The organism is Bacillus sp. EB106-04-02-XG92, from assembly GCF_058791995.1.
The window spans coordinates 654453-670410 of record NZ_JBYTEA010000001.1 but is presented as its reverse complement, the minus strand read 5'-3'; the positions used below and the strand labels follow the sequence as shown (position 1 = coordinate 670410).

The following is a 15958-nucleotide window of genomic DNA, read 5'->3' as shown; positions in this document are numbered from 1 at the left end:
TAACATTTTAGTATATAGATATTGCATCGTAGTTTGCATGATATTGTCACCCCTTAATCTGTCTTGTATAATGAACAGGTTAAGGGGTGATTTCGTGTTACAACCGAAGACGCGTTGGAAAGAAAAAGAATATAATGGCGAGCGAGTGAGTGAATTAGCAAGTAAATTACAATTATCACCACTTGTCGTTTCGTTATTCCTCGGTAGAGGACTAGATACAGAAGATAAAATTTTAGATTTTTTAAATACAGAAAATCAAGAATTTCATGATCCATTTTTATTAGAAGGAATGGATAGAACGGTAGAACGTGTAAATAAGGCGATTCAAAATGGAGAGCAAATATTAATATTTGGTGACTACGATGCGGACGGAGTAAGTAGTACGACTGTGTTATATCTTGCCTTGCAAGAATTAGGTGCAGATGTAGAATTTTATATTCCAAACCGTTTTACAGAAGGATATGGACCAAACGAAGACGCATTTCGTTGGGCACATAGCGCAGGATTCTCACTCATTATTACTGTCGATACTGGTATCGCAGCTGTACATGAAGCGAAAGTAGCGAAGGAACTGGGGATAGATCTAATTATTACAGATCACCATGAGCCGCCACCAGAATTGCCAGAAGCACTTGCGATTATTCACCCGAAATTAGATGGCGGTGTGTATCCGTTTCACTATTTAGCGGGCGTTGGTGTTGCGTTTAAAGTTGCGCATGCACTACTGGGCCGTGTACCAGAACATTTATTAGAAATTGCAGTAATTGGTACAGTGGCTGATTTAGTATCACTTCATGGTGAGAATAGATTGCTAGTGAAGCGCGGTTTAAAACATATGCGCATGACGAAAAATATCGGACTAAAGGCGCTATTTAAAGTTGCTAACGTTTCGCAAAGTGAAATTACCGAAGAGAGTATTGGTTTCTCAATCGCACCTCGTATTAATGCTGTTGGACGTTTAGAAGATGCTACACCGGCTGTACATCTTTTATTATCAGAGGATCCAGAAGAAGCGAAAGAGCTGGCTGAAGAAATTGATGAGTTGAACAAATTACGAAAAGATATTGTAAAGCAAATTACAGAAGAAGCTATCGCTGAAGTGGAAAATAATTTCCCGCCAGAAGACAATAAAGTATTAGTGCTTGCAAAAGAAGGATGGAATCCAGGTGTAATTGGAATTGTCGCTTCTAAATTAGTTGAACGTTTTTATCGTCCGACGATTGTATTAAGCATTGATCCTGTCAAGGAAACGGCAAAAGGTTCAGCACGTAGTATTGCGGGATTTGATTTGTTTGCAAACTTGTCAGATTGTAGAGAGTTATTGCCACACTTCGGAGGGCATCCGATGGCAGCGGGAATGACGCTACATATGAATGATGTAGATGAATTACGCCGCCGCTTAAATGAACAAGCAGATACAATTTTAACGGAAGAAGATTTTATTCCGATTACATCAGTTGATGTCTTTTGTAAGGTGGAGGATGTAACACTTGCAGCAATAGAAGATATGCAAAAGTTAGCGCCATTTGGTGTTGGAAATCCAAAACCACGTATTGCGGTTAAGGATGCAGAACTAGAAAGTATTCGAGCAATCGGATCCGACGGTTCTCATTTGAAAATGGCTCTTCGTGATGGACAAGCAACACTGGATACAATCGGATTTGGTTTTGGTGCGTATGCGAAAGAAATTTCTCCAGTTGCAAAGGTATCTGTAATAGGGGAAGCATCTATCAATGAATGGAATAATTTTAAGAAGCCGCAATTAATGGTACAAGATATTGCTGTAGAGGCATGGCAATTATTTGATTGGCGTAGTATGCGTAACGTAGAAGCGAATGTAGCAGAACTTTCGAAAGAAAAAGTAAAGATGGTGTATTTTTCTGAAGAGGTATTGAATAAATTTTCTTTAGAAGACTATAAAGAGCATATGATGCATGCATCAGAAGTAACTGAGTTAGATGAACAATACGTCGTGTTCCTTGATTTACCAAAAGGAACAGATGAATTACGGGAGCTATTTAAAGTTGGGTTCCCATCGCGAATTTATACACTATTTTACCAAGAGAATAATCATTTATTTAGTACTGTTCCAACGAGAGAACACTTTAAATGGTACTATTCGTTCTTGAGCCAAAAAGCACCATTTTCTTTAAGACAATATGGTGCGCAACTATGTCAACATAAAGGTTGGTCAAAAGATACAGTAAATTTCATGACACAGGTGTTTTTTGAGTTAGAATTTGTTACAATAAAAGATGGCGTCATTTTTATGGCAGACAAAAAACAAAAGCGTGATTTAATTGAATCGAACACATATCGTGAGAAAATGAACCACTTACAATTAGAAAAAGAATTGGTTTATAGCACATATCAGCAACTATATACATGGTTTGAAACGATTCGTAATCATAAAGAAGTAGAACAGTTAGGGTAAAGGATTTGTATTTACAAACCTTTTAGATCTGAGGAGGATTCAGAAATATGGATTTCAAGCAACATATCGCAATTGTACCGGATTATCCAAAAGAAGGTATTGTGTTTAAAGACATTACACCGTTAATGAACGACGGTAAAGCATACAAAGCAGCAACAGATGCAATCGTTGAGTATGCAAAAGAGAGAGACATCGATCTTGTAGTAGGACCAGAAGCTCGTGGTTTCATTATCGGTTGCCCAGTTTCTTATGCGTTAGAAGTAGGATTTGCTCCAGTTCGTAAATTAGGAAAATTACCACGTGAAGTAATTACAGTTGACTACGGTAAAGAATATGGTAAAGATGTTTTAACAATCCATAAAGATGCAATTAAGCCAGGTCAACGCGTATTAATTACAGATGACTTATTAGCTACAGGCGGAACAATTGAAGCGACAATTAAGTTAGTTGAAGAGCTAGGCGGAGTTGTAGCAGGAATTGCATTCTTAGTAGAACTTACTTACTTAGATGGTCGTAAAATGTTAGATGGTTACGATGTATTAGTATTAGAAAAATACTAATCACTATATAGTAAAACTACGGTGATAAAAAGTACCCGTGAATCTCTTGGAGAGGAGCGGGTACTTTTGTATAATTGAACAAAAAATTATAGTGAAATGTCAGTAAAATCTTTTCCTTTTCACAATTCACAATCATTGGGTTATAATGATAGAATATAATTTATTCTATTTAATTAAAGATAAAGTCAATTTTCAATAAAAGGTGATTCGATGGCAAATGAGCAGGTACTAACAGCTGAACAGGTACTCGAGAAAGCAAGTCAATATTTAGTGGATGAAGATATTGAGCTAGTAGCACGTGCCTATGAATATGCACGCGATGCACATAGCGAACAATACAGAAAATCGGGTGAACCATACATTATTCATCCAATTCAAGTTGCAGGTATTTTAGTTGATTTACACATGGATCCAGCTACAGTATCGGCAGGTTTCTTACATGATGTAGTAGAAGATACAGAGATTACATTAGAAGATATTGAACGGGAATTTAACAAAGAAATTGCTATGCTTGTTGATGGTGTGACAAAGCTCGGAAAGATTAAATATAAATCTCATGAGCAACAACAAGCAGAAAACCATCGCAAAATGTTTATTGCAATGGCTCAAGATATTCGAGTTATTTTAATTAAACTAGCTGACCGTCTTCATAACATGCGTACATTGAAACATTTGCCTCAAGAGAAGCAGCGTCGCATTGCGAATGAAACGTTAGAAATCTTTGCACCTTTAGCGCATAGACTCGGAATTAGTACTATTAAATGGGAGCTAGAGGATACGTCACTTCGCTACTTAAATCCACAGCAATATTATCGTATTGTAAATTTAATGAAGCGTAAACGTGCAGAACGTGAAGAGTATTTAGACGAAGTAATGACTGGTATTCGTGAGAAATTAGACGAAGTTGCAATTCAACCTGAAATTTCTGGAAGACCAAAACATATTTACAGTATTTATCGTAAAATGGCACTGCAAAATAAACAGTTCAATGAAATTTACGATTTATTAGCTGTACGTGTCGTTGTAAATAGTATTAAAGATTGTTATGCGGTACTTGGAATTATTCATACGTGCTGGAAGCCGATGCCAGGGCGTTTTAAAGATTATATAGCAATGCCAAAGGCAAACCTATATCAATCTCTTCATACGACTGTAATTGGGCCAAAAGGTGATCCGCTTGAAGTACAAATTCGTACGAAAGAAATGCATGAGATTGCAGAATTTGGGATCGCGGCACACTGGGCGTATAAAGAAGGAAAAACAGCAGAAACAACGGGTACATTAGAGAAGAAACTTACATGGTTCCGTCAAATATTAGAATGGCAAAATGAAGCTTCTAATGCAGAAGAGTTTATGGAGTCATTAAAGATTGATTTATTCTCTGACATGGTATTCGTCTTTACACCGAAAGGCGATGTAATGGAATTGCCACTTGGATCTGTTCCGATTGACTTTGCATATCGCGTGCATTCAGAGATTGGAAATAAAACAATTGGTGCAAAAGTAAACGGGAAAATGGTGACACTTGATTATAAATTAAAAACAGGTGACATCATTGAAATTTTAACATCGAAACATTCGTATGGACCAAGTCAAGACTGGGTGAAGCTTGCTCAAACATCTCATGCGAAAAACAAAATACGTCAATTCTTTAAGAAGCAACGTAGAGATGAAAATATTGAAAAAGGCCGTGAACTTGTTGAGAAAGAAGTGCGTAGCCTAGAGTATGAGATGAAAGAAGTGTTAGCTCCTGACAATTTAAAACGTGTTGCTGAAAAATTCAATTTTGCAAATGAAGAAGATATGTTTGCAGCAGTTGGATATAATGGCATTACTGCATCACAAATTGTTACGCGACTAACGGACAAGTTCCGTAAGCAACGTGAAGAAGAAGAAATTGTTGAAGTTAAAGAAGTTCGTAAACCGATGAAAATTCGAAAATGGGACTCTGGCGTTAAAGTAAGTGGTGCGGATAATTTATTAATTCGTTTATCAAAATGCTGTAACCCAGTACCAGGTGATGATATCGTTGGGTATATTACGAAAGGCCGAGGTGTATCGATTCACCGCCGTGATTGTGTAAATGTTCATACAGAAGAAGCTATAGAACGTTTATTAGAAGTAGAGTGGGAAGGTAGCCCTGAAAAAGAAATTGAGTATAACGTTGATATTGAAATTTCAGGTTACGATCGCCGTGGTTTATTAAATGAAGTGCTACAAGCTGTTACAGAGACGAAAACGTACATTTCGGCAGTTTCTGGTAGAAGTGACCGTAATAAGATGGCGACAATTAATATGTCAATCTCTATTCGTAACTTACAACACTTGAAAAAAGTAGTAGAACGCATTAAACGTGTTCCAGAAATTTATGCAGTACGACGCATGATGCATTAATAGGGAGTGTAGAAAAGATGAGAGTTGTTTTACAACGATCAAAAGAAGCGTCTGTCACAGTAGACGGTGAGATCGTAGGACAAATTCCGTTCGGTTTAACATTACTAGTTGGCATTACTCATGAAGATACAGAAAAAGATGCAACTTACATTGCAGAAAAAATTGCGAACTTACGTATTTTTGAAGATGAGAGCGGAAAGATGAATCATTCTGTACTTGATGTAGCAGGACAAGTTCTATCAATTTCGCAATTCACATTATACGGAGATTGCCGTAAGGGAAGACGTCCAAACTTTATGGATGCTGCCAAACCTGACTATGCAGAGCGTTTATATGATTTCTTTAATGAGGAAGTACGTAAGCAAGGATTGCATGTAGAAACAGGGAAGTTCGGAGCAATGATGGATGTTTCTTTAATCAATGATGGTCCGGTGACCTTAATTGTGGAAAGTAAATAGTGTTGCTTAAGAAGAGAGGATGATATCATCCTCTCTTTTTCATACATTGTTGTATGTTTTGTTCATTTATCCCTCTATTTGTGGGCAGTAAGATTCCTAGCTTAAAATTCGGCAACTGTGAGGGAGTTAGGTTGGGAGGCGGGAACCCGTAAAAGCCCGATTGGTGAGGCTAATAATGAGTGGTGGATGGACAAAATCCCAATGATTGACGTTTCACTTTATCGTAGGGTTAATTTGAAGGGAATAAAAGGAAAGGAAAATGTAGCATGCTTCAAGAATTTAATATAGCTTTATGTTTTATGCTAGGGCTATGTATTCTTAGGATTGTTGGATACTAGGGGGTTTTGAGTAGGAACCACAACTGCTATAGAAAGTATAATTGCTATTATTATTCCAATTGTTGTTGTTGTTGTTGTCATTTTTGGGGGCTATTTGGAGCTTCGCATGCAAAATGGGAAGTAAAAGGTATATTTCATATATTGTTAGAAATTATCAAGTTTGCAGCGTTGTATTATTTGAAGCATCCTATGCTGGCGAATGGATTGGCTAACATTATTGTTGTGAATGAATGTTAATGTTTGTTTGGAATCAATAGCTCAGGTCATTAATTATATAGTATAATGAAAAAAATGGTAAAAAATTCGGGTGTATGTGTGATAAGGGGAGATAGTATATGAATTGGTCAATCTTTAAAGATTTGAAATTTTCATTGCGGTTTAGTCTAGCAATTTTTTTACACGCATTAGGAGTTACTTTCGCAGTGTTAAGTTACGGCACTTGGGTAGTATTTGTAATGGCAGCGATGGTTGTAACATTCTTTATGATTCAAAGAGCTAATTACTTATATAAGAGTGGTATGGAATAACGTTATTTGTTTATACGTATAACTCTCTAATCAATATGGAACAATAAAAAGTAAAACATCCATATTGAATGTGAGGGATATACGTATGCGTATGAATGAAAAAGGGCATTCTGTTACAAATGGTGCAAACCAATTATTTAACGTGAATTTTCATGATTTTATTTCGAAAGAGCAAAACAATACTTCAATGGAGCTTGCTTCTGAGTTTGGGATTTCTCTTCAAGATGTAAAGCGTCTAAAGAAGCGGATTGAACGCTCTTAGAGCACTTGACAATCCTACTGAACAAACGTATAGTAATTTTATATTTACATATGAATATAACCGTTGATAGAGAAGAGTAAATGAGACACACATGGAAAGAGAAGAAATGTCTTAGGCTGAAAACATTTCTACATGATGACTGATTGAATGACACTCTAGAGGTTTCAACTTGAACGGCATATACGCTTAGTAGGGATGAACGCACATTTAAGCGTTATTAAAAAAGTGGAAGCATACGTGCTTCAATTAGGGTGGCACCACGGGTATAATACTCTCGTCCCTACTGTTCAAACAGTAGAGGCGGGAGTTTTTTTATTTTTATTAAGATTAAAACAATTTGAGGAGGAACTGAATATGTCTATTCAAATTCCACGCGGAACGCAAGATATTCTTCCAGGCACTGTTGAGTTATGGCAGTATATCGAAGGGCAAGCACGCGAAATTTGCCGTCGTTACAATTATAAAGAAATTCGTACACCAATTTTTGAACACACTGAGCTATTTTTACGTGGTGTTGGTGATACGACAGATATCGTACAAAAAGAAATGTACTCATTCCAAGACCGTGGAGAGCGTAGTTTAACATTACGTCCAGAAGGTACTGCACCTGTTGTACGTTCTTACGTTGAAAACAAAATGTTCGGTGATGCAACACAACCAACGAAATTATACTATATCGGTCAAATGTTCCGTTACGAAAGACCACAAGCAGGTCGCTATCGTCAATTCGTACAATTCGGTATTGAAGCAATCGGTAGTAACGATCCTGCAATTGATGCAGAAGTAATTGCACTTGCTGTAGAGTTTTACCGTGGTATGGGCTTAAAAAATATTAAAGTTGTATTAAACAGCTTAGGTGATGCGGCGAGCCGTCAAGCACACCGTGATGCGTTAATCGCACACTTTGAGCCACGTATCGGCGAGTTCTGTTCTGACTGTCAATCTCGTTTAGAAAAGAACCCTCTTCGTATTTTAGATTGTAAGAAGGACCGTAACCATGAATTAATGGGAACAGCACCATCTATTACAGAATACTTAAACGAAGACTCAGCAGTATACTACGAAAAAGTTCAAGAACTATTAACGATGATGGATGTTCCATTTGAAAAAGATCCGAACTTAGTACGTGGTTTAGACTACTACCAACACACTGTATTTGAAATTATGAGTGAGGCAGAAGGTTTCGGTGCGATCACTACATTAAGCGGTGGTGGCCGTTATAACGGACTTGTACAAGAAATCGGTGGACCAGAAATGCCAGGTATCGGTTTTGCGATGAGTATCGAACGTTTAATTATGGCGCTAAAAGCTGAAAACATTGAATTACCAATTGAACATAGCATTGATTGTTATGTTGTAGCGCTTGGCGAGAAAGCGAAAGACCATGCTGCAAAAGTTGCGTTTGATCTTCGTAAAGCTGGATTATCAGTTGAAAAAGATTATTTAGACCGCAAAATGAAGGCGCAATTTAAATCAGCAGATCGTCTAAAAGCGAAATTTGTAGCTGTATTAGGAGAAGATGAGCTAGATAAAGGTATCATTAACTTAAAAGATATGGCAACAGGCGAACAAGAAGAAGTAGCATTAGATGTATTTGCTTCATATGTAGCAGAGAAATTAATATAGGGGGAACTTACAGTGGCTGAAAGAACACATGCATGTGGAAAAGTAACAGTAGAAGCAGTTGGACAAACAGTTCAATTAAAAGGTTGGGTACAAAAACGCCGTGATTTAGGTGGATTAATCTTTATCGACTTACGTGACCGTACAGGTATCGTACAAGTTGTATTTAACCCAGAAACATCAAAAGAAGCACTAGAAGTAGCAGAAACAATTCGTAGCGAATACGTGTTACACGTAGAAGGTACAGTTGTTGAGCGTGGTGAAGGTGCGATTAATGATAATATGGCAACTGGTCGTATTGAAGTACAAGCAACGAAAGTAAATGTATTAAATGCAGCGAAAACAACGCCAATCATTATTGCTGATGATACAGATGCATCAGAAGATGTGCGTTTAAAATATCGTTATTTAGACTTACGCCGTCCTGTAATGTTTAACACATTCAAAATGCGTCACGACGTAACAAAAACAATTCGTAACTTCTTAGACACAGAAGAGTTCTTAGAAGTGGAAACACCAATTTTAACGAAGAGCACACCAGAAGGAGCTCGTGATTATTTAGTACCAAGTCGTGTACATGACGGTGAATTCTATGCGTTACCACAGTCTCCGCAATTATTTAAACAGCTTCTTATGGTCGGCGGATTTGAGCGTTACTATCAAGTAGCACGCTGTTTCCGTGACGAAGATTTACGTGCAGACCGTCAACCTGAATTCACGCAAATCGATATCGAAGCTTCATTCTTAACACAAGATGAAATTTTAGATATGATGGAGCGCATGATGACGAAAGTTATGAAGGATGCAAAAGGTGTAGAAGTGAGTGCACCATTCCCTCGTATGAAATATGCTGATGCAATGGCTCGCTACGGTTCTGATAAGCCAGATACACGCTTTGAAATGGAACTAACAGACTTATCTGAGTTTGCAGCAGGTTGTGGTTTTAAAGTGTTTACAAGTGCTGTAGAGAGCGGCGGACAAGTAAAAGCAATTAATGCAAAAGGTGCTGCGAGCAAATACTCTCGTAAAGATATCGATGCATTAACTGAATTCGTAAAAGTATACGGTGCAAAAGGTTTAGCTTGGCTTAAAGTGGAAGAAGATGGCCTAAAAGGACCAATCGCGAAATTCTTCGGTGAAGAAGATGCAAACGCGTTAATGACTACATTAGACGCTGCTGCTGGCGACTTATTACTATTTGTAGCAGATAAGAAGAGCGTTGTTGCAGATAGCTTAGGCGCACTTCGTTTACGTCTAGGTAAAGAGCTTGAGTTAATTGACGAAAGTAAATTTAACTTCCTATGGGTAACGGATTGGCCACTTCTTGAGTACGATGAAGATGCAGATCGTTACTTCGCAGCTCACCACCCATTCACAATGCCATTCCGTGAAGACGTTGAGTTATTAGAAACAGCACCAGAAAAAGCACGTGCACAAGCATATGACCTTGTATTAAACGGTTATGAGCTTGGTGGTGGATCACTTCGTATTTACGAGCGTGACGTACAAGAAAAGATGTTCAAAGCACTTGGATTCTCACAAGAAGAAGCGCAAGAGCAATTCGGATTCTTATTAGAAGCATTCGAATACGGTACGCCACCACACGGCGGTATCGCATTAGGTTTAGACCGTCTTGTTATGTTACTTGCAGGACGTACGAACCTTCGCGACACAATTGCATTCCCGAAAACAGCAAGCGCAAGCTGCTTATTAACAGAAGCTCCAAGCCCAGTTGCAGAAGCACAGCTTGAAGAGTTAAACTTAAAATTAAGCTTAAAAGAAGAGAAGTAAGAATAGGGTCTAGATGGTTATACTAATACCATCTAGGCTTTTTTTGAGAGGAAGTTTAAAAGTCCGGTTTAGATAACTGTCGCATCTCATCGTTACGTATGCTAGTCCGGTGCTCGAGTAGTAATGCTACACTGCGCTCCTCCTAGCATACGTGCCTCGAGCTGCTCGGTTCTCTAAATCCTCCTTTTAAACGTATATTGAAAGGGTTGTTTAAAAAGTCCGGTTTAGATAACTGTCGCATCTCATCGTTACGTATGCCAGTCCGGTGCTCGAGTAGTACCGCTACACTGCGCTCTTCCTAGCATACGTGCCTCGAGCTGCTTGGTTCTCTAAATCCTCCTTTTTAAACGTGTATATAGGAAGAAATAAAAGTCGGTTTACACTATGTCTTCATTTTCGAAATATGTATTTTTAGGAATTCTATAACTTTTTCTATACAAATAGTCGGAAAAACGCTAGAATACATGGTAGACCATTTTTGTAATAGGAGTGTAGAGCTGAATGTTACATCAATTTTCACGTAATGAATTAGCCTTCGGTAAAGAAGGACTTGAAATATTAAAAAATAGTACAGTCGGTATTTTAGGAATTGGCGGCGTAGGTTCTTTTTCGGCTGAAGCGCTAGCGCGTTCTGGCGTAGGACGTCTCGTATTAGTTGATAAAGACGTTGTCGATATTACAAACGTAAACCGTCAAATTCACGCTTTAGTATCTACTGTAGGACGTTCAAAAGTAGAATTAATGAAAGAGCGTATCGCAGACATTAACCCAGATTGTGAAGTAATTGGACTAGAAATGTTTTATACAGATGAAACATATGAAGAGTTCTTTAAACACGGTTTAGACTTCGTAGTGGATGCATCTGATACGATTACGTTCAAAATCCATTTAATTAAACAATGTTTACGTCGCAAAATTAAAATTATCTCAAGCATGGGTGCAGCAAATAAAATGGACCCAACTCGTTTCCGTATTGCAGACATCTCTAAAACACATACAGATCCAATTGCGAAAGTAATTCGTACGAAACTTCGTAAAGAGGGTATTAAAAAAGGTGTAAAAGTTGTCTTCTCTGACGAAAACCCAATCGTAATTCGTGAAGAAGTACGTAAAGAAATCGTACCAGACGAAAATGCAAAAATTCGTAAAGCGAAATTACCACCTTCATCAAACGCATTCGTACCATCTGTGGCAGGCTTAATTATGGCAAGTCACGTTGTACGTGAACGCATTAAAAACGTAGAAGTGAAACGTGTAGGGCAAGAATAAAAGAAAAGCATATATCCATTTCGGATATATGCTTTTCTATATGCATTAAAGAAATAGGGACATTTGCATTACTACTAGTTCAAATGTAAGCAATGCTAGTAAGTAATGATCATATTTATCTGATGTATAGGCGGACGTCTTTTTTAAACTGTTAATGGTGAAAAGAGCTAAAGTTAGGACGAGAACACCGAGTGTTATTTTGAAGACTATTAAAGAAATAGTAACCAGCTCCCTTTAAAGGTATATGTTTATAATAACATTTTAGTAAAAAATATCTAATTAGTATCGATATTTCCCTTGTATGGCAGGGATGGATATTTCGTCAATTTTTGTCGGTAAATCGATATTCCTTGTCGAATCGTCGATATAATTTCATGTACCAATATACTCATTAACGAATAAAAAAAGGATGCCACTCAGTCAAAAAAGTGACATCCCTTTTTTAATTCTCTGCAGAATATATAATATCTAAATTTCCGTTTTGATCTGTTTTGAAAATTGGAGCGATCTGTTCTTCTTGTTCTTCAACTGAAACGAGTTTTCGAGCGCGGTCCATAATTCTAACGAGCATTGCATAATCTTCTTCGATTGCTTGTTGTTTTTTTGAGAGTACCGCTAATTTTGCTTCCAGTTCATGATTCGTCTTTTTCAAAGTCGTGAGCTGAGCTTGTAATACTTCATTTTCAGTTTGTAACTTTGCGAGTGAAGGGTTATTGTGCTCTAAGTTTTGCAAAAACGAGATCACATTTTGCATTGTAAGATCCTGCTGGTTTGGCATAATATGTTCTGAAAACTCGGCATCGATTACGAGTTGTTTCGTTTTCGTGAAATGCTCTTTTTCTATTTTTGCTTCAGAACGCTTTAATTCTTTACGTTGTTTTTTTGCAAGTTGTACCGCATCTTCGTAATTCGGCCTTACTTCAGCATTCCATCTAAATCCGCAAGCGGCTGAAGTACGGTTTAATGCATCGCCGACTTCATCGAATGCTTTTATTTGTGTACTGCCGCTGCGAATATGTCGTAAAACAGTTTCTGCTAAAAGGAGATCGTCTTCTTTTGTCCATGCATCTTGACGTGTTTTCATAAGCGAAGCCTCCGTAATGGTGACGTTTTCGCTTATGTTACCCTTTATTTTTCGTTTTATTCGAACTTTGTAATCTTTCATATACAGTAGAAAGTGCTTGCTCAAATTTTCCTGTCGTCTTCGGTTTATAATATTGTTTGTTTTTTATTTTATCAGGCAAGTATTGTTGTTCTACCCAACCATTTGGTTGATCGTGTGGGTATAAGTATCCAATGCCTCTTCCAAGTGATTCTGCGCCTTTGTAATGACTATCTTTTAAATGACTTGGGATGTCGCCTGTTTGACCGTTACGTAAATCGTGTAATGCAGCATCAAGTGCTTTATAAGCTGAGTTTGATTTTGGTGATAGGCACAGCTCGATAACAGCATTTGCAAGTGGTATGCGTGCCTCTGGGAACCCAACTCGTTCAGCGGATTCTATAGCTGCTAGCGTACGCGGTCCGGCTTGCGGGCTAGCAAGTCCGATATCTTCATATGCCATAATAAGAAGACGTCTACCAATGCTTTGTAAATCACCAGCTTCAATAAGGCGTGCTAAATAATGAAGTGCTGCATTTACATCACTTCCGCGCACTGATTTTTGAAATGCCGATAATACGTCATAATGAGCATCTCCACCCTTGTCATGAACGAAGCTCTTTTTTTGCAAGCATTCTTCTGCAATTTCTAGCGTAATTTCCGCAGCTTTGTCATCCGTTGTAAAGCTGGATAAAACAGCTAGTTCAAGTGCGTTATAAGCGGAACGCATATCTCCGCCTGATGCATTTGCGAAGTGATGTAATGCTTCAGGCGTAACGGTTACATCATACTCTCCAAGACCTTTTTCTTTATCTTCAAGTGCTCGTTTTAAGCCGATTAAAAGATCATCTTCTGTTAATGCGTGTAACTCGAAGATTTGACAACGACTTCGAATAGCAGAATTAATAGCATGGAACGGATTACTCGTCGTTGCCCCAATTAAGGTAAGAAGTCCGCTTTCTAAATGAGGTAATAGAAAATCCTGTTTTGCTTTATCTAGACGGTGTACTTCATCTAAAATTAAAACGAGGTGTCGATGCATCTTTGCTTCTTGTACGACAACTTCCATATCTTTTTTATTATGAGTAACAGCATTTAATAAGCGAAAAGGGGTTCCGGTACTTCCTGCAATTGCGCTCGCAATGGATGTTTTCCCAGTACCTGGAGGACCGTATAAAATCATAGATTGAAAATGATTTGCTTGGACCATTCGCCATAAAATCTTTCCTTCACCAACTAAATGTTGTTGTCCGATAATTTCTTGAATATTTGTAGGGCGCATTCGATGTGCGAGTGGTTGTTTCATTTTTACCGTCTCCCTTAAAGTATAATCTCTTTCTATCGTATCATTTTTTTTAGTGGAATTTGAAATAGGATGCTGTTTTGTGGGAAAAATGAATATGAATATTTTCATTTTTCTTTCAATTGTAATAATTTCCGAGTTTTTCAATGTGATTTTATGTTATCATTTTGATACACAAGTTGAAATTTCTTATAATACTATATTATGCTATAATTTCATAGGATTTTAAATTGTGTTCTTTTATAAATAAGATATAACCAATAGAAGTGAAAATTTGAAAAGAGGTGCAAAATAGATGAAGATTTCAACGAAAGGCCGTTACGGCTTAACAATTATGATCGATCTTGCAAAAAAGTTTGGTGAAGGTCCAATTTCCTTAAAATCAATTGCGCAGGCACATGATTTATCGGAACATTACTTAGAGCAATTAATTTCACCACTTCGTAACGCTCGTCTAGTAAAGAGTACGCGCGGGGCATATGGTGGATATGTATTATCAGATCAGCCAGCTAACATTACAGCTGGGGATGTAATCCGTGTATTAGAAGGTCCAATTAGTGTTGTAGAAATGATAGAAGAAGAAGAACCAGCACAACGCCAATTATGGATGCGTGTTCGTGATGCGGTGCAAGAAGTGTTAGATAGTACAACGTTAGAAGATTTAGTACGTTATGAGGAAGAAAATCACGGGGGCTATATGTTTTACATTTAATTCCTTGTGAAACGATTTGGAAAGAAGGAGATTTAATGGAACGCATTTACTTAGATCATGCTGCGACATCTCCGACTCACCCAGAAGTGGTCGAAAAGATGATTCCATATATGACAGAAACATTCGGAAACCCATCTAGTATTCACTTTTATGGACGTCAAACGCGCCAGGTAGTAGATGAGGCGAGACGCGCGTGTGCACGTAGCATTCATGCGAATCCGAATGAAATTATATTTACGAGCGGTGGTACAGAAGCTGATAATTTAGCACTGATTGGTGTAGCGCGTGCAAACCGTCATAAAGGTAACCATATTATAACGACGCAAATTGAACATCCTGCAATTTTGCATACGTGTGAACTGTTAGAGCGTGAAGGGTTTGAAGTGACATATTTACCTGTCGATGAAACAGGACGCGTTCAAGTTTCTGACATAAAAAAGGCATTAACTGAAGAGACAATTCTCGTATCTGTTATGTTTGGGAATAATGAAGTTGGGACGATGCAGCCAATTGCGGAAATAGGTAAGTTGTTAAAAGAGCATCAAGCTTATTTCCATACAGATGCGGTACAAGCTTACGGTTTAGTAGAAATAGATGTGAAAGAGTTTGGTATTGATTTATTATCGATTTCAGCTCATAAAATTAACGGGCCGAAAGGTGTCGGATTCCTATACGCTGGTGCAAATGTGAAATTTGAACCGTTATTAATAGGCGGGGAGCAAGAAAGAAAACGCCGTGCTGGTACGGAAAATGTACCGAGTATCGCTGGACTCCAGCATGCTATTTTGTTAGCTGAAAAAACTCGTGAGCAAAAAAATGCCCAATATGAAGAGTTTAAAGATATAATGGTATCTGTCTTCAAAAATGAAGACATTACTTTCGAGGTAAACGGAAACTTAGAATATCGCTTACCACATGTGCTTAATATTAGTTTTACAGGAATGAACATTGAACCGTTTCTTGTGAACTTAGACTTAGCTGGCATTGCAGTATCAAGTGGTTCGGCTTGTACAGCTGGTTCGATTGATCCATCACATGTATTAGTAGCGATGTTCGGGAAAGATTCCGATCAAATACGTTCATCCGTACGCTTTAGTTTCGGACTTGGAAATACGAAAGAGCAAATTGAGAAAGCGGCGTACGAAACAGTGAAAATCGTGAAGCGATTAACACAAAATTAGCATG

13 protein-coding genes, 1 pseudogene and 1 other annotated feature are annotated in these 15958 nt (G+C 37.9%); of the genes and pseudogenes, 12 read left to right on the top strand and 2 right to left on the bottom strand.

Features of this window, described 5'->3' with window-relative positions; translation table 11 throughout:
• Nucleotides 1-94 precede the first annotated feature (94 nt).
• From recJ to AC3WVA_RS03500, 10 genes and pseudogenes are all read left to right on the top strand, one after another.
• Nucleotides 95-2434 carry a single-stranded-DNA-specific exonuclease RecJ gene (recJ, locus tag AC3WVA_RS03545; protein WP_492321782.1) on the top strand — a complete coding sequence of 780 codons (2340 nt, stop codon included), beginning with the start codon at nucleotides 95-97 and terminating at the stop codon, nucleotides 2432-2434.
• A 47-nt stretch (nucleotides 2435-2481) separates the two neighbouring features.
• Nucleotides 2482-2994: an adenine phosphoribosyltransferase gene (locus tag AC3WVA_RS03540; protein WP_000346214.1), complete on the top strand. Its 513-nt coding sequence runs from the start codon at nucleotides 2482-2484 to the stop codon at nucleotides 2992-2994.
• A gap of 210 nt (nucleotides 2995-3204) precedes the next feature.
• A complete protein-coding gene (relA, locus tag AC3WVA_RS03535; protein WP_001262809.1) occupies nucleotides 3205-5388 on the top strand; it encodes a GTP diphosphokinase in 2184 nt (727 codons plus the stop codon).
• Nucleotides 5389-5405: 17 nt separating this feature from the next.
• Nucleotides 5406-5846, top strand: coding sequence for a D-tyrosyl-tRNA(Tyr) deacylase (locus AC3WVA_RS03530; RefSeq protein ID WP_071757225.1), 441 nt, complete (start codon nucleotides 5406-5408; stop codon nucleotides 5844-5846).
• Nucleotides 5847-6112: 266 nt separating this feature from the next.
• Nucleotides 6113-6441, top strand: a pseudogene (locus AC3WVA_RS03525) (DUF2568 domain-containing protein).
• 78 nt (nucleotides 6442-6519) lie between these two features.
• Nucleotides 6520-6711 carry a hypothetical protein gene (locus AC3WVA_RS03520; protein WP_048531370.1) on the top strand — a complete coding sequence of 64 codons (192 nt, stop codon included), beginning with the start codon at nucleotides 6520-6522 and terminating at the stop codon, nucleotides 6709-6711.
• An 85-nt stretch (nucleotides 6712-6796) separates the two neighbouring features.
• Nucleotides 6797-6973, top strand: a complete 177-nt coding sequence (locus tag AC3WVA_RS03515) for a hypothetical protein (protein ID WP_098452440.1) — start codon at nucleotides 6797-6799, stop codon at nucleotides 6971-6973.
• 54 nt (nucleotides 6974-7027) lie between these two features.
• Nucleotides 7028-7258, top strand: a binding site (T-box leader).
• 69 nt (nucleotides 7259-7327) lie between these two features.
• Complete coding sequence (hisS, locus tag AC3WVA_RS03510; RefSeq protein WP_000027087.1) at nucleotides 7328-8599, top strand: histidine--tRNA ligase; 1272 nt, start codon at nucleotides 7328-7330, stop codon at nucleotides 8597-8599.
• Nucleotides 8600-8611: 12 nt separating this feature from the next.
• A complete protein-coding gene (gene aspS, locus AC3WVA_RS03505; RefSeq protein ID WP_098345255.1) occupies nucleotides 8612-10387 on the top strand; it encodes an aspartate--tRNA ligase in 1776 nt (591 codons plus the stop codon).
• A 501-nt stretch (nucleotides 10388-10888) separates the two neighbouring features.
• Nucleotides 10889-11656 (top strand): tRNA threonylcarbamoyladenosine dehydratase, encoded by a 768-nt coding sequence (locus tag AC3WVA_RS03500; protein WP_048531362.1) that lies wholly within the window; start codon nucleotides 10889-10891, stop codon nucleotides 11654-11656.
• A 442-nt stretch (nucleotides 11657-12098) separates the two neighbouring features.
• On the opposite strand, the gene AC3WVA_RS03495 is transcribed toward AC3WVA_RS03500, so the two are convergent.
• Both AC3WVA_RS03495 and AC3WVA_RS03490 read right to left on the bottom strand, forming a co-directional pair.
• Nucleotides 12099-12740, bottom strand: a complete 642-nt coding sequence (locus AC3WVA_RS03495; protein ID WP_098345256.1) for an RsfA family transcriptional regulator — start codon at nucleotides 12738-12740, stop codon at nucleotides 12099-12101.
• Nucleotides 12741-12777: 37 nt separating this feature from the next.
• Complete coding sequence (locus AC3WVA_RS03490; protein ID WP_098345257.1) at nucleotides 12778-14064, bottom strand: replication-associated recombination protein A; 1287 nt, start codon at nucleotides 14062-14064, stop codon at nucleotides 12778-12780.
• A 292-nt stretch (nucleotides 14065-14356) separates the two neighbouring features.
• Here AC3WVA_RS03490 and cymR point away from each other — a divergent pair, with 292 nt between their 5' ends.
• Both cymR and AC3WVA_RS03480 read left to right on the top strand, forming a co-directional pair.
• Nucleotides 14357-14773: a cysteine metabolism transcriptional regulator CymR gene (gene cymR / locus AC3WVA_RS03485; RefSeq protein ID WP_000704116.1), complete on the top strand. Its 417-nt coding sequence runs from the start codon at nucleotides 14357-14359 to the stop codon at nucleotides 14771-14773.
• A gap of 35 nt (nucleotides 14774-14808) precedes the next feature.
• Entirely contained in the window at nucleotides 14809-15954 is a 1146-nt protein-coding gene (locus tag AC3WVA_RS03480; protein WP_098345258.1) for a cysteine desulfurase family protein, read from the top strand.
• Nucleotides 15955-15958: the final 4 nt, after the last annotated feature.